Genomic DNA, 20,558 nt, shown 5'->3' with positions numbered 1-20,558 from the left:
TTTAAAGCTGTTATATCGTAGATATATCCTAGAAATGGTAGAAATGGTGGCTAAAGCCATTGGTATTGCCTAATTTTTCTAATTTTGTTCAAACACATCGCTGGAAAACATCTCTGTCACAGTGCGCAAGTAAGGTAAAAATACCATAACATCCGCAGCCGGGAGGCGATCGGATATTTCCCAAAACAAAATCAGCAGCATATCCTGCACTAATTCCCAGCTTACATGAAGTTTCGGGTACAGCATCACGCAAATTGGAAACAATTCTTGCTGTACCGGGCGAATGCTTGTTTCCAAAACGCACCAGCACAAATAGCTTTGAAAAATCTCGACATCCCGAATCCCAGAAATTTTGACATCCCGATCGGTCAAATAGCCGCTGCTGCTGCGGTATCCTTGATGCTGGGCACTAGCCCGATCGTACACTGCACTAGCAATCTGAGTCGTCTGCTGCAACAAATGCTGAACGGCTAAGAGAGCTTTTGAATTGGGCGCATGATCCGCCGCAGCCTCGTTAATCTCTCCGTGGGGAATGTGCAGGTAGTCGTCTACTACTTTTAAGTAGGGTGCAAATTGCGATCGCTCTGACTCAGAAAGACATCCTAACAAGATTTTGCTAGTGTATTGAAACTCCAACGTCACAAATCCCAGCACTAACGAATCTCTCTGTGAGTATTTCCGCCTCACTCGGACAATATCTTTTCCCACCAGCACTGACAAGCGGAAAACAGGCTCTCTATCGCCGTAAGCGTCTATTGCTTTCCGATATAAGGTGCGAGTGTCGGCGGCAATTTCTTCCCGATCGATTAAGCTCGGATCGATCGCGTGCTGCTCTATTTGTTCCCCTAAAACAGCTTCTACTTTACTCCAAGCTATCTCGCTGGCTACTTTCAGGGTCTCTGTCAATTTGTCAACTATTTTGGCTCGATTTTCATCAAAATTGCTTGACTCTGGGCTTTGGGGAATTTGCCGCTGTGCTTGGTTTTCTCGTGCCGCCACTGTACTGTAATATTTTTTTGCCCAGCTAACTGCTAAGGAAGAAACGCTGACACCTTTAGCCTCTGGGAGTTTGTGAGTGTCCGATCCAGTAATACCCTGTGACGCAAGACTGTCGCCCTGTAGAATTTCGTCTGCTCTAAGTAAAGACTTTGAAGATACTTGTGAAATACCTGTCATGAGAAACCTCGTTTTTTTTTGAAGTCGCACTTGATCGATTCCCCTAATTTTTAACGTTATTAACTACAATTTTATGCATTTGTAAGCTGACAGTCATTAGCCATTGTGCTTAAAGCTATCGGCCATTTGGCTGCACTGCCTGCATCTTATATAAATTGCACGTTAATAACGCTATTTATTGTGCGCTCGATCACAGTCACCATGTGATCCTCACCGGATTTTTTTTCTTTACCTGGAAAAACGGCCACAAATAAATTTCATTTGTCTTAAAAGCTCAGAATTAAACTCAAGTCTGCCTCGAAAAAACTACTGCTTGAGATATTTTATCTTGATTGTGGATCGCTTTTGTCGATCGCCCTTGGTTTTCCAAGAATCTAGGCTACATCACGATCGAGCGGTGACTTTGATTAATTTATTTTCCTAGGTGAAGCAAGAAACTTATTTTCCGCCTTGCGGTTGTGAGGAAACCTTAACACATTCAACCATTGGCTTTTATAAATAAATAATTAAATTTGAGACGATCGTCAGATTTATGTGCGCTTCGTTAATGCCATTGCCAGCGCTGTTTTTTTGCGCTCAGTTTTTTTGAGCAGCCCCGTGAAGCGAAGCTATCCCTCTTCCAGAATCGCCCGCAATCGATCGGCATCCATTCGATCGCCCAAGCAGCATTCAAAACCGGAATCTCGATCGACTCGCCCGATCGATCAGGTATTTTACCAAATCAGCCTGCTGCGAGTCCTCTGCCGGAGGTAGGAGCAGGCCCCGACAACGATAGGATTAGGTTTAAGGGCCCGGGCGGGCGATCGATCCTCATAAACAGCACGGCCAGTGCATCTTTAAGGCTATGCCTTCGGGTAGGATTAGTAGGACGAGAGGAAGTGGATAAAATGAGCGCCAGCAGCAATTCAACAGAAATCAAGTTCGGAACCGATGGGTGGCGGGGACTGATTGCCCATGACTTTACTTTTGCCAACGTGCGAAAAGTCACCCGGGCGATCGCCAGTTACCTCGAAACCGCTTACACCAAAGACCGCCCAGTTCTAGTATCATACGATACCCGCTTTCTGGCAGACGAATTCGCCCGCACATCGGCGGAAGTCTTGGCAGATTTGGGATGGACGGTGCTGGTAGTCGATCGAGATTGCCCGACACCAGTCATCGCCTACAGCGCCAAGCATCTCAACTCCGCAGGCGCCTTGATGTTCACGGCTTCGCACAATCCCGCACCTTACTGCGGCATCAAATACATCCCCGACTACGCGGGCCCGGCTACCCCGGAAATTACTGATACGATTGTGGCAAATATTGCTGGTGCTTCTGATGCCCCGGCCAAAGGCAGCCACAACGATAAAATCTCCACTTTTGACCCGAAACCCGAATATCTGAAGTTTCTTTATACCTTGATCGATGTGGAGCGGATTCGCTCTGCTAAGCTGAAGGTCAAGTACGACGCTCTCTATTCGACTTCTCGCGGCTATCTTGACGGCGTTTTGGAACACTGCGGCTGCGATGTCGAAAGTTTTCACACCTACCGCGACGTGCTGTTTGGCGGCGGAATGCCTGAGCCCAAAGGCGAACAGTTAGTCGAGTTGGTGGAAGCTGTTAAGAAGGATGCGGCAGATTTAGGTTTGGCTACCGATGGGGACAGCGATCGCTTTGGTATTGTTGACGAGTTGGGTAATGTCTTGACTCCGAATACCGTGCTGTTGCTGTTGGCGCGTCACTTGGTTAAGAATAAAGGCTTGACTGGGGCGATCGTCCGTACCGTCGCAACTACCCACTTGCTCGACAATATGGCCGCCAAATACGGTTTAACAATCTACGAAACCGCAGTCGGCTTTAAATACATCGGCGAAAAAATGCGGGAAACTGCGGTGCTCATCGGTGGCGAAGAGTCGGGAGGTTTGAGCGTTTTGGGTCACATCCCCGAAAAAGACGGGATTTTAGCTGATATGCTAGTTGCTGAGGCGATCGCCTATGAAGGCAAACCGCTTTCTCAGCTAGTAGAAGAAGCCATCAAAGAAGCCGACGGCCCCCTGTTCAACCAACGCTTGGACTTGCACCTAGAAGACGCGCACAAAGCCGCCGTTTTGGACTCTTTCACCAAGAATCCCCCGACAGAAATAGCGGGTATTGGAGTTAAGGAAATCGGCCGCAAAGACGGGATTAAACTTTATCTTGAAGACGGCGGTTGGGTATTGCTGCGGCCTTCGGGAACCGAACCTTTGATGCGCGTTTACATGGAAACCAATTCTGTGGACAAAGAAACCAAAGTTGCCGAATACATGGAAAAGGTAATTTCCCAGTTAGAACCTGCTTAACTTTCCACCTATCTAGGACTTGTGAACGGGTTTCCAGAAACCGGGTTTTTTCACCAAAATACTTGCTGAAAATCATCTATCTCGCTGAAAAAACCCGGTTTATTGGTTCGGAGTAGGGTGCGCAGTGCGCACCTTATCTATTTTTTAGAACTTGCAGAGCCTCGGAACATGATATCGTGTCCGATCCCTTAACCGCAATTACATTCGTTCGTCGCAATTACATTCGATCGCGCGTGCGGACTTAAGTCCGCAAAAATCTGCGGACTTAAGTCCGCACGCGCGAACCGAACCTTACTTACTGTAGTTTAGACTAACCAAAGATGAGAACGGTGGCAAAAGAAGAACTAAAGCCACCGTTAAGGAGAGAATGAGGGTGAAAAAGAAAACCTATCCACTCCTTAAATGAACAGTGAACGATTAAAGGACTTTCGTCAAGCAGCATACGATTTATTAGTGAAAGCCAAGGATGCAACATTCGAGCTGATGGATGCAGTGATGACGACAAGGAATGCGTCATGTTTAGCGGAATTTTCACTCAATCCATTATTCAAGCGTCAATGGCAAGCGCATCTATGAAGCCTTACAAGACTGTAGACCTGATCGGAAAAAACTGATGCTGCTGTATCTGGAGCAATTACAGGCAGAAGCACCCCCAGCAGAACACATATTAGTGGCAATCGACCACACTGCATGGGGGAGACCAGATGCCAAAACGTTAAAAGACAGAACCCATGAATATCAGAGGGGAGTAACTGTTGGACAGGGATACAGTACAATTGCGTGGGTACCTGAAGCACAAGGAAGTTGGGCATTACCCCTGCTTCATGAAAGAATTAATAGTGGGTCTTCACCCATACTTCAAGCAGCTTCCCAACTCAAACTTGTCTGCGAACATAGTGTCAACCCAGTTTTAGCAGTTTTAGATCGAGAATATGGGAATGCTTGTTGGGTATTAGCACAAGCAGATATTCAAGCTGATTGCTTAATGAGAGTCCGAAAGAATACCTGCTTATGGTCAGCACCACCAGCATATAGTGGTCGCGGTAGACCACGGAAACATGGGCAAAAAATGAGACTCAACGACCCAACCACATGGCTTCAAGCGGATACTGCGATTGAAATTGATGAACATCCAGATTTGGGAAAAGTCCTCCTCAGACAATGGCTTGACTTGCATTTTTATCGCGCCCCTGGACAAAAAGTCAATTTAATCCTGGTGGAAAGAATGAAGCCCATGTCCAACGGTCAGCCGTTTCCACCCTTATGGTTGGCTTGGGTTGGAGAACGAGCTCTACCGTTATAAACTGTTTGGTTTAAGTATTTACGACGCTTTGGAGTCGATCGTTGGTATCGGTTTGCTAAGCAAAGATTGCATTGGACATTGCCTAATTTGAGAACTCCTGAACAATCTGAGCGTTGGAGTGATTTAATGCCATTGATGAGTTGGCAACTCTGGTTGGCACAAGATTTAGTAATCGAGAATAGACTCATGCAGGCAATCTGCTACGATCAATTTAACCCCTGGACCTGTTGCCCAATCAATGCTTTCGGTTTTAGTTGACATTGGTACTCCTACAAAAATGCCTAAACATAGGGGAAAATCCCCCGGCTGGGAAAAAGGAAAGGTACGTACCAAGGCACCGTGCTATCCCACCGTTAAAAAACGGGTTTCTCGACGCAAAAAGTCTTCAAGATTAGCTATTTAATCTTCTACTTTTTGAGTTTTTGAGCAACAGCTTGCCTGAGTTTAAAAGGTGGCTACTTTTAGCTGCGCTCATTTTTTAGTCTAAACTACAGTTACTTAGGATCGCGAATTAAATAATTTACACAAGTTTGTGGGATGGACGGGCTCCCCCGCCCATCCCACAAGAACCATCAAATTGTAAGTTATTTAATTCTCATTCCTTATTGCGGTCAATCGACCCGACATGATATCAAATATTTGGTCAAACCTTGCACTCACGACTCGAACAAATGTTTTTCAGAACGCAGATAATTTATCCCTGAGGCTGGAGGACTCTATCTATACCGCTTGGCTTAGGACTGACAGTAATTCAAATATAGCAGTTATCAATTTTCGTGAGGTACGCGGGCGAACAATTACATTTTTGCCGATTACCGATTACCTTTTCCCAATTAGCTTATTCCCAATTACCAAAAAGCCCAGCCTACCGCACTGTTACACCATTCGTACTCTATAGTCGATCGGCAATTAGTTTAAGTTCTTCAACAATGTGCTTGTTCTTGGGATTTCTGCTGCCATACAGGCGGGCTGAAAAAACCGTGATTATTTCTAGCATATCTTTAGCTAAATCCTCATCACAGCTAGCATCTTCGGTGCGATTAATAATCACTACCTCTGTCCCAAAGTGTTCGCACAAAGTCAAAATTAGTTCGGAACCAAATCTCAGCAGTCTGTCTTTGTGAGTTAACACCAACCTTTCTACTTGATTGTCGGCGATCGTCCGAATTAAACGCTGTAAACCCCGCTTACTGCAATTAACCCCAGAACCGACATCATCAATGATTTGGAATGGCCAGCCGTGAGATGCACAAAACAATTCTAAAACTTGTTTTTGTCTGTCTAAATCATCTTTTTGGTCGTGACTGCTAACCCGGGCGTAAGCAACGGTTAAAGCGCCGTCGGATTTTAATCCCATAAGATGAGCTAGGTCATAGTTCCAAGTTGAATAGACAAATATAGTCATCTGCCTAAACTGCTTGTTTGTAAGGCGTTACCCTTACTGGACTTACTACTAAGTCCTGTATCGAGTCCGAAGCAAATGCCTCATTCCCGAATGCTTTTCTAATTATGTTTAGACTACCATTCATATCGGCGTTGATTAATTGCCCATCACTCGCTCTGAACAATCCTCGCTTTATTCTTCTTCCTTTGTACCTCTGTTGCTTGCTCCGAGGCTCGAAATCGAGGAAAGAACATTTGCTGGTATAGCTTTCTTCAGTAATTACCACTTTAATTCCTGCTAAAAGAGCTTTGTACTTGAGCATCTCAATAAATCGAGCATGAGGAATACTGACAAAGTTCTGATTATTGCGCTTGCCGATGTTGATTTCCTGTTTCCAGCCCTCATTTTTTCCAATCACCAGTGTCCCAATCTGGTTGGCTGCCAAGTGATTGATGATAAATCGGCTAGCATTATGCAGGTAATTATCAACTTTGCAGTTGCGTTTGTGCGTCAGTTGTTTGATTCTGTTGAATGTCTGCTTCTCTCTTTTGAGCTGAGATTGTAGTTGGGCTTTTTTCTGGTTGTAATAAGCATTAAGAGCTTTAAGAGGTCTTCCATTAATGATTAATGGTGTCAACCCCAAAACATTTGAACTAAGTGCTGCAAGGTTATTTAACCCGATATCAATACCTGCAATAGTTTCCTCATTCCCTTGCTGTGTTTGGGCAACAGCTTCATATAATACCTCGATCGCATAGTGAAAAGGTAATGGTACAATTCGTACCTGTTGAATTTCACGAACCCGAGTTGTCAAAAAAATGTCTGTTTGGGAAAGATGAACTACTCCTTTTTTCAGCCATTGCTGGCTAACTGCTTGAGATGTGTAAGTAACAACGAATCGACCATCAGTTTTATGTTTGTACTGAGGAAGCTTGGGACGCCCAAAAAACTTCTGCGGACAATTCGTATACTTCTTACTCGCCTCAAAAAACGATATCCAACTTTCGTGCAATCTCATTAAAGTCTGTTGGCTAACCTTAGCTGGCAGTGCCGTATAATCAGCCGTTCCCTGACACAACTTCACCATAGCGTTGTAGTTAAGGTATTTGGCCTCAAAGATCAAAGATTGCCGAATCAGATAATTGGCGTAGTTGAACAGATTCTTAGACAGAAATCACAAGCGAGCGCACTCAGCATAAAAGCCGTGATGTTTGTCAATAATATGTTTTTCTACTAGCCTCATTTGTGTTATTGTTGTACTAACACCATTATAGCAGATGTTAGGACTAATGGCAAGAATATCAGATAAGGTTTTGACGGTGAGAGTACCAGACATAGAGATGGAAATGTTAGATCGCTATTGCGCTCAGACAAAAAGGACAAAAACCGACGTGATCAGAGAGCTGATCAGGGGTTTGCCGATCGAGGATAAATGAGTATAGATGAGGATAAATGTCTATAAACTGAGTGAAGTTTCCCAATACCGTCTGTGACCGTTAGCCGTCCGTTCCGGTATCAGCTTGCCTTCGGCTTCCCACCGACGCAACGTGGAAGCGCTCACACCTTTAAGTTTGGCTGCTTCAGCGATCGTTAATTTTTTCATTTTTCAAATTTAGCATCCCAAATGAGTAAGTTTGAGCAGAATTAGGTAAAATTTTGTGAAGGGCTGCTGCTTGGACAAGTCCGATTTCTGTGCCAGAAAGTTTGGCAGGCAGATTTTTTATGGTAGAGTAGTCCGAAAAAGCAAAGTTCTGCATCGCCGTCGCGCCCAACACATGACAGTGCTTGATTCTTACAAGAATTGAGGCGAAAATTGAGCGGTAAAATTTGATGCAGCAATGAGTGCCAATTATTCGGTGTGGTGCCTGCAAATCGCTTGAGTTTATGGAGAAGTTTGGAGGAGTTAGCAGAAGTAGAACTCATAAATCCCTCTTGGGGATGGAAGTTAGCCGATCGAAAACTGTTCCGGTTTGGGCTTTGCTATCTCTGCTGATGAACGGGTTACTGATACTCGCAGTCGCTCAACTGCTGCGGGGAAACAACTTGACAGAAAGCTCCACCCAGAGTGCTGCGCTGACGGTAGAAAGCCCAGAAGAACAAATTAGCTCTCCGACGGCGACCAACTCTGCAAAGGCAGTGCTAGACGTGCCGGTTCCGGGACAGCGACACAAATGGTCTTACCAGCAGTGGGTGACGCAGTTAGGCCGGGAAGCTGAGGCGGCGGCGACGAATCGTCCCCCAAAACTGAGTGTTTTGGCTGGGGATTCTTTGAGTATGTGGTTTCCGACGAAGCTGTTACCCACAGATCGCATTTGGCTGAATCAAGGGATTTCGGGGGAGACTTCCGTGGGTTTGCTGAAGCGGTTGCAGTTGTTCGATCGAACTCTGCCCGATACAGTGTTTGTGATGATCGGGATTAACGATTTGTTGCGGGGGGCCAGCGACGAAGGGATTTTGGACAACCAGCGGCAGATTATCCGCGATTTGCGGTGGGCTCACCCCAAAGCACAAGTAGTGGTGCAGTCGATTTTGCCGCACAGCGGGGAACAGTCTACCTGGGAAAATCGCGATCGACTGTTGGCGATTCCCAACAGTCGGATTCGGGCAATAAATCGGCGGCTGAAAGAAATTGCTAGTTCAGAAAATGCTTCCTATCTAGATTTGCAGCCGCTGTTTGCGGATGCTGACGGCAATTTGCCAACCGAACTCAGCACAGACGGCTTGCACCTTAACGATCGAGGTTATCTGGTTTGGCGATCGGCCCTGCAAATGTTCGGTCAAATGCAGTTAAAAAATTAGTCAGTGGTCAGTAGTCAGTTGTCAGTAGTCAGTTGTCAGTTGTCAGTAGTCAGTTGTCAGTTGTCAGTTGTCAGTAGGTAGGGGCGGTGCAACGCCGTGCCCGCCCTCATTAGTCAGTGGTCATTAGTCATTAGTCAGATGTTGAAGTAAGAAGGAAGATTTTTCCCGTCTCCCCGTCTCCCCGTCTCCCCGTCTCCCCGCATTACTCTGCCTCTAGGGGTGATGTCAAGTACCTTTGGATAGATTAAGAAAATATGATCTTTATTATTTTGTATATTTTGATACAGAATGACCGTTGTTACAAATGGTGCAATCCAGAAGGCGGAAAATATTGGATAGATACTTGACGAATTTAGATGAGTTCGGCTATGTAAAGTCCGAGTCTTGAGGATTTGGGAATTATCTATTAAAGATTTGTTCCGCTCAAACAGGGACTTAAAACGAAATAACTATTGCATCTGAAATCCTCGCATCTAAAATCGGCTCGGTCTTCCCTGCAAATTGCTGAGTATTAGAAGGTAAAAATAACGTGATCAAAAAAAGTTTCACGATCGGCATCCTCGCACTGTGGCTGTTAAGCTGGCCACTGATGAACAATGCCCTAGCTCAAGAAGCTCCTGCTGCGGCTCCTGCGGCTGCTGCGGTGGTGGCGAATCCGATCGACACCGGCGATACAGCCTGGATGTTGGTGTCATCAGCACTGGTATTGCTGATGACACCCGGGCTAGCATTTTTCTACGGAGGACTGGTGAGATCGCGCAACGTCCTCAACACCATGATGATGAGTTTGGTGATGATGGGAGTGATCGGCGTCACATGGACGCTGTGGGGCTACAGTTTGGCCTTTGACGTTTCCACTCCAACCTCCGAAGGCTTTGGTAAAGGGATCGAAACCTTCATCGGCGGGTTCGACTGGATGTTCTTGAACAACGTCGCAGCCGACAAACCAGATCCGATCGGCTACGCACCGACAATACCGCACCAAGTATTCATGGTTTACCAGATGATGTTCGCCATCATCACCCCAGCATTGATTTCTGGGGCGATCGTCGAACGGGTAACATTCAAAACCTACTTCTGGTTCGTGCTGCTGTGGTCTACCTTCATCTACTCACCTTTAGCCCACTGGGTGTGGGGTAGAGGCTGGCTGGGCGCGATCGGAGCATTAGACTTTGCAGGCGGCACAGTCGTGCACATCAGTTCCGGCGTATCAGCCGTAGTCGCAGCTTGGGTAATCGGGCCCCGCAAAGACCACTTGAACAAGCCCCACACCCCCCACAACGTACCCTACGTCTTGCTAGGAATTGGGATGCTGTGGTTCGGCTGGTTTGGCTTCAACGGCGGTAGCGCCTTGGGTTCCGGTTCCTTAGCAACAGTGGCATTTGTCACCACAATGATTTCTGCCGCAGCCGGCGGCTTAACTTGGACAATTATCGAATGGGTGCTCAGAGGTAAACCCACAGCAGTCGGAATTGCTAGCGGCTTCCTAGCCGGACTTGTAGGCATCACGCCTGCGGCAGGATACGTGCTGCCAGTAGGAGCGCTGTTGATAGGATCGATCACTTCCGTTTGCTGCTTCTTTGGCGTTAGTTTCCGGGCTAAGCTGGGATTTGACGACTCTTTGGATACCTTCCCGATTCACGGCCTCGGCGGAACAGTAGGCGCGCTTTTAACTGGCGTGTTTGCGACTAAAGTAGTGAACGCTGCCGGAAATAACGGGCTGTTTTTCGGGAATCCGGGGCTAATCGTCACCCAGTTTGTAGGCGTTCTAGCTACTTACGTGTTTGCGGCTGTCGGCACTTTTCTGATTTTGAAACTTTTGGGGCAGTTTATGGAACTGCGAGTCCCCTCATCTGCTGAAGACCAAGGTTTGGATATCGGCCAACACGGCGAAGAAGCTTACGGCGAGGATTTTGCCGGCGGTTTCAGCGCCTTTGAATCTAGTTCTCCTTTTGCGCCGAAAAAGGTGGGCTGATTCGATCGATCGCGTAGAGATGCAGTTATCTGCGTCTCTACGCTTTTTTTTTACGAACCGCGAAGGCGCTAAGAGCGCGAAGGAACAGGAGGAAGAAGGGCTAAGAGAAAAGAATGATAGCTTTGATATCAATCGCGGCCACAATCAATCTATAACCATACTTTCTCATTCTTCTTTCTTCCTTCTTCGTGTACTTCGCGTCTTCGCGGTTCATTCGTTCTTGGCTCGGACTTGGCGCTTGTTTTAAGTTTTTTTAACGAACCGCGAAGGCGCTAAGAGCGCGAAGGAAGAGGAGGAAGAAGGGTTAAGATGAGAGAATTATGCGTTTGATGCCTTCTTTGAGGATGGGAACGTTGAAGTTGATGAGCAGGCCTAGGTTTTTTTTGGTCATTTTTAGATAGGAGATAACTTGGGCGTCGTGGATGGGGGCTAGCTTTTCGACAGCTTTTAGTTCCACAACTAAGATATCGCCAACCAGAAAGTCTAATTGACCTTCGCCGACTCGATGACCTTTGTAGTTGATTGCTACTGGCTTTCTCGGCTCACAAGGTATCCCCCGCAGACCAAATTCAACTTCTAAGGATTCTTGATACACTGATTCTAAAAATCCTGGACCCAACAGCCGATGCACTTCAATCGCGGCCCCAATCGCTCTATAAGCCAACTGTTCCACCTGTTCGCCCAACTGTCTCATTCTTCTTTCTTCTTCCTTCGTGTCTGAAAGCGTCTTCGCGGTTCATTCCTTCTTCCCTCTCATTGATAATATAAACAGCATAACCGCTGTTCCCAACTCAAGCAAATAATCCCGATCGCACCCAGGCATTCTAAAATCAAAGGTAATTAACCTAGATTTCAACTCGGTACCGCATGGATACTAAAGCTTTTAAACGATCGCTCCAACAGTCTGAAAACTACCACCGCAAGGGTTTCGGACACGAAGCTGAGGTAGCTGACGTGATGCAGACAGCTTATCAAAGCAGCCTGATCCAGCAAATTCGCGACAACAATTACAGGCTCCAGCGCGGCTCCGTCACCATCCGGCTGGCTGAGGCTTTTGGCTTTTGCTGGGGGGTGGAACGCGCTGTGGCTATTGCTTACGAGACTCGCCAGCATTTCCCCTCGGAACGGATTTGGATTACTAATGAGATTATTCACAATCCGTCTGTCAATCAGCATTTGCGGGATATGGAAGTTGGTTTTATTGCTGTTGAAAAGGGACTGAAAGATTTTTCGGTTGTCGATAGCGGCGATGTGGTAATTTTACCTGCTTTTGGGGCTAGCGTCCAAGAAATGCAGTTGCTCAACGATCGGGGCTGCAAGATTGTTGATACTACTTGTCCTTGGGTTTCTAAGGTTTGGAATACTGTTGAGAAGCACAAGAAAAGGGATTATACTTCGATTATTCACGGTCAGTACAAGCATGAAGAAACAGTCGCCACCAGTTCTTTTGCTGATAAGTATTTGATTGTGCTGAATTTGTATGAAGCTGAATATGTCAGCAATTATATCTTGCACGGTGGCGACAGAAATGAGTTTCTTGCTAAGTTTAGCAAGGCTTATTCGGCTGGTTTTGACCCGGATCGGGATTTGGTAAGTGTCGGGATTGCTAACCAAACTACTATGCTCAAAACTGAAACTGAAAATATTGGCAAGTTGTTTGAAAAGACGATGATGCGCAAGTTTGGGCCGGAGAATCTCAACGAACATTTTCTGAGTTTTAATACTATCTGCGATGCGACTCAGGAACGGCAAGATGCTATGTTGGGTTTGGTTGAGGAAAAGTTGGATTTGATGCTGGTGATTGGGGGTTTTAATTCTTCTAATACTACTCACTTGCAGGAAATTGCGATCCACAAAGCTCTTCCTTCCTACCACATTGATTCTGCTGAGCGCATTTTACCGGGAAATCGCATCGAACACAAGCCTTTGGGTGGAGATTTGGTCGTGGCTCAAAATTGGCTGCCTGATGGTAATATTGTTGTCGGCGTGACTTCGGGTGCTTCGACTCCTGATAAAGTGGTTGAGGATGCGATCGATCGCATTTTGGCGATGAAAGCCGCTGTTATTGCCTAATTATCTTTAGGACTTGCGCGCGGGCGACCAGAAACCGGGTTTTTTACCAAAATATTTGCTCAAAACCCTCAATAAGGGTTCAAAAACCCGGTTTCTTTGTTCGGGTGCGTCCACGACTAATCTTCTTTCGGCACTGCACTCGCAATCATTTTCTCAGACTATAGCGGTTCTCAAGCGTGGTGAGGTATTCCCGGTTTGGCTATTGGCTATTGGCTATTGGCTATTGGCTATTGGCCGATAGTACCTCATCTTTCTGAGAACAGCTATATATACTTCAATTGCTCTAACACCATAAAATTATCCGCGTTAACCTGCGTTTATCTGCGGTTTCCCTAGCAATTTCTCCGCACCGTCCCCCAAATTATTTTTTTCATAAATCATGAAAAATTCGCCTTTTTTTTGGGGTAAAAACCTTGACAATGACCGCTTGACAAGGTATATTTTAGATCGTGGAAATAGTGGCAATTTTAAAATTAATGTCACCACTTCCATTATCTAAAATATACCCCAACAATCAAGACAAATCAATAGGTAAAAACTCCTTTTTTTGCGTCGCGATTTGAAATTGTCAAAGCAACCGAATTCGTAGGGTGCGTCGCCTTTGACAATCCTTAAAAAAATCGACAATCTGGTAGCGACGCACCTGTGATTCCGGTTCTAGCAAACAATCCTCGATTTCACTGTTTCCCAACCATATAATTTTTGGGTTTGTTTAGTTAACCCTAGAAGCTCCCAGGTGCGTCGCTCGCTTGATTGTCGATTTTTATGCAACGGTTTCAAGAAGAGCGACGCACCCTACAACTTAAATTATCCGCGTTAACCTGCGTTTATCTGCGGTTTCCCTAGCAATTTCTCCGCACCGTCCCCCAAATTATTTTTTTCATAGAGCGTGAAAAATTCGCCTTTTTTTTGGGGTAAAAACCTTGACAATGGTCGCTTGACAAGGTATATTTTATATAATGGGAATATTGGAAATTTTAAAATCAATGTTACCACTTCCATTATCTAAAATATACCCCAACAATCAAGAAAAATCAATAGGTAAAAACTCCTTTTTTTGCGCCGCGATTTGAAATTGTCAAAGCAGCAAAAGCGATGCCGCAGAAAATGGCAAATTAAGCTTGGCTCACACGGAGAGATTGTTTGTTTGCCGTCTCCTACCTAAGGAGGATGCGAGGGGGAGCGATACTAAACTAGAAACAAGATCGATCGCACGTTTGAGCCTGAAATTTATACAGTTTCGCCGCCGTGTCTGCCCGGGCAAAAAAACGATCGCCCGCATCGAGATCGAATAAAAAAAATCAGGACTCGCGCGCCGACTATTTCATGAATAAATCGCTGACTAGCCAAATCACCGCAGGCATCGGAATGGCCTTGGCGCTGCTAATTTTCAACGCGGCAACTTCCTACCGCAATACTCTCAAGTTAGTCGAAAACGAACGCTGGGTGAGGCACACTCAGCGAGTTTTAACCGAACTAGAAGCCACACTTTCCACGCTAAAAGATGCTGAAACCGGGCAGCGCGGTTATTTGCTGACGGGAGAAGAACGGTATTTAGAACCGTATCACGCAGCGATCGCCCGCGTCAACCAAGAAATAGACGGATTGCAGCAGCTAATCGTTGACAAGCAGCAACAACAGCGAACTCGTGACTTGAAAATTGCGATCGACTCTAAATTAGCCGAACTTGAAGAAACCATTAATGTGCGGCGCAAAAAAAACTTAGCAGCAGCCCTGGGGCTGGTAAAAACCGATCGCGGAAAGCAAATCATGGACGGGATTCGGCAGCAGGTAGCTGTAATGGTAGCCGAAGAAACTCAGCTATTGCACCAGCGCGCCCGAGAATCCCAAGCCAGCGCTAATTTGACAATCGTGACTTTTACCGTTGCTGCTGTAGTAGATTTGCTGTTGCTGGTGTTGGTTTTTTATTTGGTAAAGCGCGATCGCACTTGGCGCGACAATGCTGAAATCAAGCAAAATCAACTTTTAGAACAGCTAGAACACGATCGCAATTCCCTAGAATTAACCGAAGAACGTTTCCGCCTTGCCATTTTTAACGCGCCCCTACCAATTATGCTCCACGCTGAAAACGGAGAAGTTTTGCAAGTTAACTCGGCTTGGACAGAATTCTCAGGCTACAAATCCTCAGAAATTCCTACAATTGAAGATTGGACAGAAAAAGCTTACGGCAACCGCAAATCGCTAGTCCAACGAGATATTGAGTGGCTGCACAAATTAAACTCGCGCCTTTCTGAAGGTGAATATACGATTACTACAGCCAGCGGCGAAAAACGAATTTGGGACTTTTATTCTGCACCTTTAGGCAAGCTTTCCGACGGCAGAAGTTTAGTAATTAGTACCGCCATTGACATCTCTGCGCGCAAACAAGCAGAATCGGAAATTCGGATGCTCAACGCTACGTTAGAACAGCGAGTGGAACTCCGCACCAATCAATTGCAAGCAGCAAATGAAGAATTAGAAGCTTTCACCTATACTGTCGCCCACGATTTGCGCGCGCCCCTGCGGGGAATGCAGGGATTGGCTGAAGCTTTGTTAGAAGATTACGGCGAACTCCTCGACGAACTCGGTCAAGAATACGCCCAGCAAATTGTAAATTCTGGGCAACAATTAGAAGATTTGATCCAAGATTTGCTAGCATACAGCCGCCTGAGCCGCACTGATTTATCGCTGCAAGTTCTAGACTTAGAATCTGCTGTTGCCGAGGCAATTGCTATGATACAAGCCGATGCTAAGTCCAACGGCGCTCAAATCAATGTTCGATCGCCCTTATTGTCGGTAATTGCCCACCGCGTTACTTTAGTGCAAGTAATCGCAAATCTGCTCGCCAATGCTCTAAAATTTGTGGCAGGCGCATCGCCACAAGTGCAGATATGGGCTGAGGAACTTGAGATTCCTCAAGAAGGAGACACACACAGACAGACAGCGGGAGAATGGGAAAGAGGGACAGTGGGAAAGTGGGAGCATTCGCAGTTATTGATTACCAGTGGCCAATTGCCCGTTAGCGAAGCCCTGGAAGAGGATCGCATCATCCGTCTTTGGGTAGCAGACAACGGCATCGGTATTGCTCCAGAACATCAAAAACGGATTTTTCGCGTCTTTGAACGGCTGCACGGTATCGAGTCATACCCCGGAACTGGTATAGGATTGGCTATTGTACAAAAAGGAGTCGATCGCATGGGCGGTCAAGTTGGGGTGGAATCCCAATTAGGACATGGCAGTCGATTTTGGATACAACTGAGGAAAGGATGACGCAAACGCAGACGATTTTGCTGGTGGAAGATAGCCCCGTTGATATTCTGTTGATGCAGCGGGCGTTTCGCGATCGGGTTTTTACTAATACTTCGCTGCAAATTGTCCGAGATGGAGATGCAGCGGTTTTTTATTTAAATGGTGACGGAGAATACAGCGATCGCGAGCGCTATCCTTTACCTGCGATAATTTTACTAGATTTGAAGTTGCCCAGGCGATCGGGTCACGAGGTGCTGGGTTGGCTGAAGCAGCAGCCGGAACTAAAACGTTTACCGGTGGTTATTCTTACTTCTTCGAGGCAAACATTAGATGTCAATCAAGCTTACGATTTAGGGGTGAATTCTTATTTGGTTAAACCTGTAGGGTTTGCTTCTTTATCGGAAATGATGCAGAGTTTTGGCGAGTATTGGCTCAACCATACCGAACTGCCGGAACATATATAATTTTCTGGTTTGTAGTCGCGGTTTCCCGAGTTTTATGGCTCGTTTCGCCATTACCCGACTCTTCCTGGTAACGATTGATTTAATACCTCTTCCCAAAAAGAATGCAAGTGTTGGCCCGCGTTCCAAACCATGATATTCAGTCGATTTGAGATTTTAGATTGAATAATTTTAGATTTACTGGCATCATTAAATCTGGGAACTTGAACTAGCGTCTAAAATTTGAGGATCGACCCTGACGCTCGCGTCGGAAACTTGTACCCATTTTTGGGCAGGGTCATCATTTATTCCCAATTTTTTAATCTAAAATCTCAAAGATAAAATGGTATAAGTTGGTAGTGGGTGCGCGTGCTGTATCATCTGTTGCTGCGCCTCGAATCCAAGATTGACGGGAACCGTATCAACCGGGAGCTAAGGAATGACAATTAAATAAACACCAATTTTCATTATTATTGTGGGATGGGCCAGAAAGCCCGTCCAATCATAGACGGGCTTTCTGGCCCATCCCACAGACTTGTGAAAATTATTTAATTCACGATCCTACTAAATGGTGAGGCTGGGATTTTTAGGCAGGGCGTTGATTAATACAAGGTTCGAGAGAACACCTCAACTCATGTATTTGTTAGCAAATAGTGGCGAAAAAGTATCGAGAGCGCAAGCTGTGAGATATAATCAAATACAAGCAAATACAATCAACGTATTTCCCAGTCTCATTAAGTAGCCAACTAAAAATTGCAATCAGCGGTATTCCTGAATAACATATTCTTAGATTCAAGAATGTTTGCGCCAATACAAAAAGTCAAAACCCCATGCTGTCTATTCTGTTGATCGACGACAACCCGAACGATCGCCTGATGATCGAGCGAGAACTGAGGAAAAGTTTTCCAGATTTAGAAATCAAGTCGGCGATAGATGCCCCAACTCTCGAACAAATCCTGGGTGCAGGTGGTTTGGACTTGGTAATTACCGACTACCAACTGCGCTGGAGCGACGGATTAACTATTCTCAAACAAGTTCAAAGCCGCTACCCAAGTTGTCCGGTAATTATGTGTACCGACAGCGGCAGCGAACAAGTGGCAGTCGAATCAATGAAAGCGGGTTTGAGCGATTACGTGTTCAAAGGGCGGCACTTCAAGCGACTGGCGGGATCAGTGCGCGAAAGCATAGAAAAACAGCAGTTGCGCGAGAAATACGCGAAAACGTCGGCGCAGTTGGCAATGTCCGAGGAAAGGCTGCGGGTGGCGATCGAAGCCTCGCAAATGGGGACTTGGGATTGGAATATATTAACTGGCGAGGTGGTTTGGTCGGAGGGACACGAACTGTTATTCGGGTTGGAAAAAGGCAGTTTTTCGGGAACTTACGAAGCGTTTTTTGCCTGCGTTCACCCGGACGATCGCGATTCTATTGCTCGGGCGATCGCCTTTTCTTTAGAAAACAAAATAGAATACCAGCACGAATTTAGAGTGATTTGGCCCGACGGCAGCTTGCACTGGATCGCGGGTAGGGGGAAGTTTTTTTATGATGATACCGGTCAATCGGTGCGATCGATCGGCGTAGTATGGGATATTACCGATCGCAAGTTATCCGAAGCCAGAATACAGGAAAGCGAGGAAAATTTGCGCTTTGCCCTAGAAGCAGCTAACACAGTTGCTTTTACCTGGGATGTGGCATCCGGGGAAGTCCGTCGCTCGTCCAATGCCCAAAAACATCTCGGTTTGGGCCCGGACAGCACCGTTGGTACTTTAGAGCAAAAAAAGCATTTGGTACATCCAGACGATCGCGATAGCTTTTTGGCAGATTTGGATGCTGCACTCAGTGGCTCGGGAGTTTACGAGTCGGAACACCGCCACCTGTACCCCGATGGCTCCGTGATATGGCTTCACAACAAAGGGCGGGTGTCTTTTGACGCATCCGGTAAACCTGTGCGGCTGTTCGGCGTGGCGATCGACATTACGGCTCGCAAACAGTTAGAATACGATCGCTCGGAGGCTTTGGCGCGCGAGCGATCGTATTTGCACCGCCTGCAACAGTTAACCTCCGCCTCAGTTGCGCTCCACTCCACGCTGTCGGTGACAGACATCGTTCAGTTAGCGGCAGATAGCGCCCGCTCGATTCTTGAAGTCCACCAAGCAGCCGTCAACCTCAGCCCTTCCGCCAACTGGGATGCGGGAATTAGCAAGTTTTCCCTGTCAGAAAAATACGCGCTGTGGCAAGATTATTGCGAAGAACCAGACGGTACGGGGATTTACCAGGAAGTTTGCCAGCAGCAAAAGCCCATGCGAATGACTCAAAGCGAGTTAGAATCTCACCCGGGCTGGCGGGGGTTCGGCAAGGCTGCGGGGAATCACCCGCCGATGCGGGGCTGGCTGGCGGTACCGCTGACGGCTCGCGACGGCAGAAATTTGGGATTGATTCAGTTGTCGGACAAGTACCAGGGGGAGTTTGGCGAAGATGACGAAAGTATTTTAATGCAGTTGGCTCAGGCGGTGTCGGCGAGCATCGAAAACGCGCGGCTTTACGAAGAATCTCAGCAGGCAAATCGGCTGAAAGATGAGTTTTTGGCAACTCTTTCTCACGAATTGCGATCGCCCTTAAACGCGATTTTGGGCTGGGCGCAATTGCTGCGGCACCGCACTTTCAGTCCGGCTGCTACTGGGCGGGCACTGGAAACGATCGAGCGCAATGCTAAAATGCAAACTCAATTGATTGAGGATTTGCTGGATATTTCGAGAATTATTCGCGGCAAATTGACTTTAAATCCTTGTCCGGTAAATTTAATTTCGATGGTGGAAGGAGCGGTAAATACTGTGAGATTGGCTGCCGATGCTAAGTCGATCGACGTGCGGTTTGCAATTGTAGATTTGGGCTGCGATCGTGCTGAATTTTGCGAACCCTGGCAGGTTTATAGCAATCCCGAATCCGAGTTAAATCCGAGATTTTTGGTATCGGGAGACCCCGGCCGCTTGCAGCAGGTAATTTGGAATTTGTTGACGAATGCGATTAAGTTTACGCCGCGCGGCGGGCGAGTGGAAATCCGCTTGCAGCGATTTGATTCGGAGGTTGAGCTAACTGTTACCGACACCGGAATTGGGATTGCTGCGAATTTTTTGCCTTACGTGTTTGAGTCTTTCCGGCAAGCGGATGCTACGATTACTCGCAATTATAGCGGTTTGGGGCTGGGTCTGGCGATCGTCCGGCAGTTGGTTGAGATCCACGGCGGCAGGGTTTGGGCCCAGAGTCCGGGACTGGATATGGGTTCTACTTTTACTTTCCGCCTCCCTTCGATTGCGGTAAATTCGATCGTCGGTGAGGAAGCGCCGATGTTGGCTGGCGGTGGTAATTTAGAGGGAGTTAAAATTTTGGTGGTTGATGACGAGGTTGATTCGCGGGAATTTATGATGTTTGTCTTGGAAGATTCCGGGGCGGCTGTCAGGGCTGCATCGTCTGCTGCTGAGGCGTTTGAGGTGGCTTCGGAGTTTGTGCCGGATGTTGTGGTCAGCGATATCGGAATGCCTGAGGAAGACGGCTATTCGCTGCTGTTAAGGCTGCGTTCTCTGGCAACCCAAAGCGGCAGGAAGTTTCAGGCGATCGCCCTGACGGCCTATGCTAGAGATGAAGACCGCGCGAGGGCTTTGAAAGCTAGTTTCGATCGGCATCTGGCTAAACCCGTGCAACCCGATGTTTTGGTGGAGGCGATTGTCAGTTTGAGGCAGCAGGCGATCGCAATTTAAAATAACTCAATTAATCATTAGTAATTATGTTTGTAGTGAGGACTTTAGTCCGCATCAAAATCCAAGGACTAAAGTCCTCACTACAA

The 20,558-nt window shown here is 46.7% G+C and carries 13 protein-coding genes and 2 pseudogenes; 10 read left to right on the top strand and 5 right to left on the bottom strand.

Annotation, left to right across the window (positions count from 1 at the left end):
• Nucleotides 1-78 precede the first annotated feature (78 nt).
• Complete coding sequence (locus QUB64_RS27275) at nt 79-1,176, bottom strand: hypothetical protein (RefSeq protein WP_333268239.1); 1,098 nt, start codon at nt 1,174-1,176, stop codon at nt 79-81.
• Nucleotides 1,177-1,773: 597 nt separating this feature from the next.
• On the opposite strand from QUB64_RS27275, the gene QUB64_RS27270 reads away from it, so the two are divergent.
• The 3 genes from QUB64_RS27270 (at nt 1,774) to QUB64_RS27260 (ending at nt 4,800) form a co-directional block, all read left to right on the top strand.
• A complete protein-coding gene (locus QUB64_RS27270) occupies nt 1,774-1,929 on the top strand; it encodes a hypothetical protein (RefSeq protein WP_333268236.1) in 156 nt (51 codons plus the stop codon).
• Between the two features lie 134 nt (nt 1,930-2,063).
• A complete protein-coding gene (locus tag QUB64_RS27265; RefSeq protein WP_333268234.1) occupies nt 2,064-3,497 on the top strand; it encodes a phosphoglucomutase/phosphomannomutase family protein in 1,434 nt (477 codons plus the stop codon).
• Nucleotides 3,498-4,035: 538 nt separating this feature from the next.
• Nucleotides 4,036-4,800: a transposase gene (locus tag QUB64_RS27260; RefSeq protein ID WP_333268269.1), complete on the top strand. Its 765-nt coding sequence runs from the start codon at nt 4,036-4,038 to the stop codon at nt 4,798-4,800.
• Nucleotides 4,801-5,692: 892 nt separating this feature from the next.
• On the opposite strand, the pseudogene QUB64_RS27255 reads toward QUB64_RS27260, so the two are convergent.
• Together QUB64_RS27255 and QUB64_RS27250 are read right to left on the bottom strand one after the other, a co-directional pair.
• Nucleotides 5,693-6,142 (bottom strand): annotated as a pseudogene (locus tag QUB64_RS27255) (IS607 family transposase); the annotation flags it as partial.
• 67 nt (nt 6,143-6,209) lie between these two features.
• Entirely contained in the window at nt 6,210-7,343 is a 1,134-nt protein-coding gene (locus QUB64_RS27250; protein WP_333268267.1) for an RNA-guided endonuclease InsQ/TnpB family protein, read from the bottom strand.
• 118 nt (nt 7,344-7,461) lie between these two features.
• Here QUB64_RS27250 and QUB64_RS27245 point away from each other — a divergent pair, with 118 nt between their 5' ends.
• On the top strand, nt 7,462-7,620 hold the full coding sequence (locus QUB64_RS27245) for a ribbon-helix-helix protein, CopG family (protein WP_333268231.1): 159 nt from the start codon (nt 7,462-7,464) through the stop codon (nt 7,618-7,620).
• Nucleotides 7,621-7,664: 44 nt separating this feature from the next.
• On the opposite strand, the pseudogene QUB64_RS27240 reads toward QUB64_RS27245, so the two are convergent.
• Nucleotides 7,665-7,787, bottom strand: a pseudogene (locus QUB64_RS27240) (MerR family DNA-binding transcriptional regulator); the annotation flags it as partial.
• Between the two features lie 281 nt (nt 7,788-8,068).
• Here QUB64_RS27240 and QUB64_RS27235 point away from each other — a divergent pair.
• Nucleotides 8,069-8,983, top strand: a complete 915-nt coding sequence (locus QUB64_RS27235) for an SGNH/GDSL hydrolase family protein (RefSeq protein ID WP_333268226.1) — start codon at nt 8,069-8,071, stop codon at nt 8,981-8,983.
• A 589-nt stretch (nt 8,984-9,572) separates the two neighbouring features.
• A complete protein-coding gene (locus QUB64_RS27230; protein WP_442921725.1) occupies nt 9,573-10,958 on the top strand; it encodes an ammonium transporter in 1,386 nt (461 codons plus the stop codon).
• A 304-nt stretch (nt 10,959-11,262) separates the two neighbouring features.
• Here the strand turns inward: QUB64_RS27230 and QUB64_RS27225 are convergent, their stop codons facing one another.
• Nucleotides 11,263-11,652: a GxxExxY protein gene (locus tag QUB64_RS27225; RefSeq protein WP_333268221.1), complete on the bottom strand. Its 390-nt coding sequence runs from the start codon at nt 11,650-11,652 to the stop codon at nt 11,263-11,265.
• Between the two features lie 173 nt (nt 11,653-11,825).
• On the opposite strand from QUB64_RS27225, the gene QUB64_RS27220 reads away from it, so the two are divergent.
• From QUB64_RS27220 to QUB64_RS27205, 4 genes are all read left to right on the top strand, one after another.
• Nucleotides 11,826-13,031 carry a 4-hydroxy-3-methylbut-2-enyl diphosphate reductase gene (locus tag QUB64_RS27220; RefSeq protein ID WP_333268219.1) on the top strand — a complete coding sequence of 402 codons (1,206 nt, stop codon included), beginning with the start codon at nt 11,826-11,828 and terminating at the stop codon, nt 13,029-13,031.
• Between the two features lie 1,326 nt (nt 13,032-14,357).
• A complete protein-coding gene (locus QUB64_RS27215) occupies nt 14,358-16,301 on the top strand; it encodes a sensor histidine kinase (RefSeq protein ID WP_333268216.1) in 1,944 nt (647 codons plus the stop codon).
• Nucleotides 16,298-16,744 carry a response regulator gene (locus QUB64_RS27210; RefSeq protein ID WP_333268214.1) on the top strand — a complete coding sequence of 149 codons (447 nt, stop codon included), beginning with the start codon at nt 16,298-16,300 and terminating at the stop codon, nt 16,742-16,744. The genes QUB64_RS27215 and QUB64_RS27210 overlap by 4 nt, the downstream gene beginning before the upstream one ends.
• 806 nt (nt 16,745-17,550) lie before the next feature.
• Nucleotides 17,551-20,472, top strand: a complete 2,922-nt coding sequence (locus QUB64_RS27205; protein WP_333268212.1) for a response regulator — start codon at nt 17,551-17,553, stop codon at nt 20,470-20,472.
• The last annotated feature ends 86 nt before the right edge of the window (nt 20,473-20,558 follow it).

It is taken from the genome of Microcoleus sp. Aus8_D2, from assembly GCF_036702665.1.
Lineage (GTDB): Bacteria > Cyanobacteriota > Cyanobacteriia > Cyanobacteriales > Microcoleaceae > Microcoleus.
Note: the sequence above shows the minus strand (reverse complement) of the source record. Positions and strands in the feature narration are given on the sequence as shown.

What these genes read in the sequence shown, in the direction of transcription:
- QUB64_RS27210 (WP_333268214.1), top strand. Translation starts at nt 16,298, where the DNA reads ATGACGCAAACGCAGACGATTTTGCTGGTGGAAGATAGCCCCGTTGAT.
- QUB64_RS27245 (WP_333268231.1), top strand. Translation starts at nt 7,462, where the DNA reads ATGTTAGGACTAATGGCAAGAATATCAGATAAGGTTTTGACGGTGAGA.
- QUB64_RS27225 (WP_333268221.1), bottom strand. Translation starts at nt 11,652, where the DNA reads ATGAGACAGTTGGGCGAACAGGTGGAACAGTTGGCTTATAGAGCGATT.
- QUB64_RS27235 (WP_333268226.1), top strand. Translation starts at nt 8,069, where the DNA reads ATGGAGAAGTTTGGAGGAGTTAGCAGAAGTAGAACTCATAAATCCCTC.
- QUB64_RS27215 (WP_333268216.1), top strand. Translation starts at nt 14,358, where the DNA reads ATGAATAAATCGCTGACTAGCCAAATCACCGCAGGCATCGGAATGGCC.
- QUB64_RS27230 (WP_442921725.1), top strand. Translation starts at nt 9,573, where the DNA reads ATGAACAATGCCCTAGCTCAAGAAGCTCCTGCTGCGGCTCCTGCGGCT.
- QUB64_RS27265 (WP_333268234.1), top strand. Translation starts at nt 2,064, where the DNA reads ATGAGCGCCAGCAGCAATTCAACAGAAATCAAGTTCGGAACCGATGGG.
- QUB64_RS27275 (WP_333268239.1), bottom strand. Translation starts at nt 1,176, where the DNA reads ATGACAGGTATTTCACAAGTATCTTCAAAGTCTTTACTTAGAGCAGAC.
- QUB64_RS27205 (WP_333268212.1), top strand. Translation starts at nt 17,551, where the DNA reads ATGCTGTCTATTCTGTTGATCGACGACAACCCGAACGATCGCCTGATG.
- QUB64_RS27220 (WP_333268219.1), top strand. Translation starts at nt 11,826, where the DNA reads ATGGATACTAAAGCTTTTAAACGATCGCTCCAACAGTCTGAAAACTAC.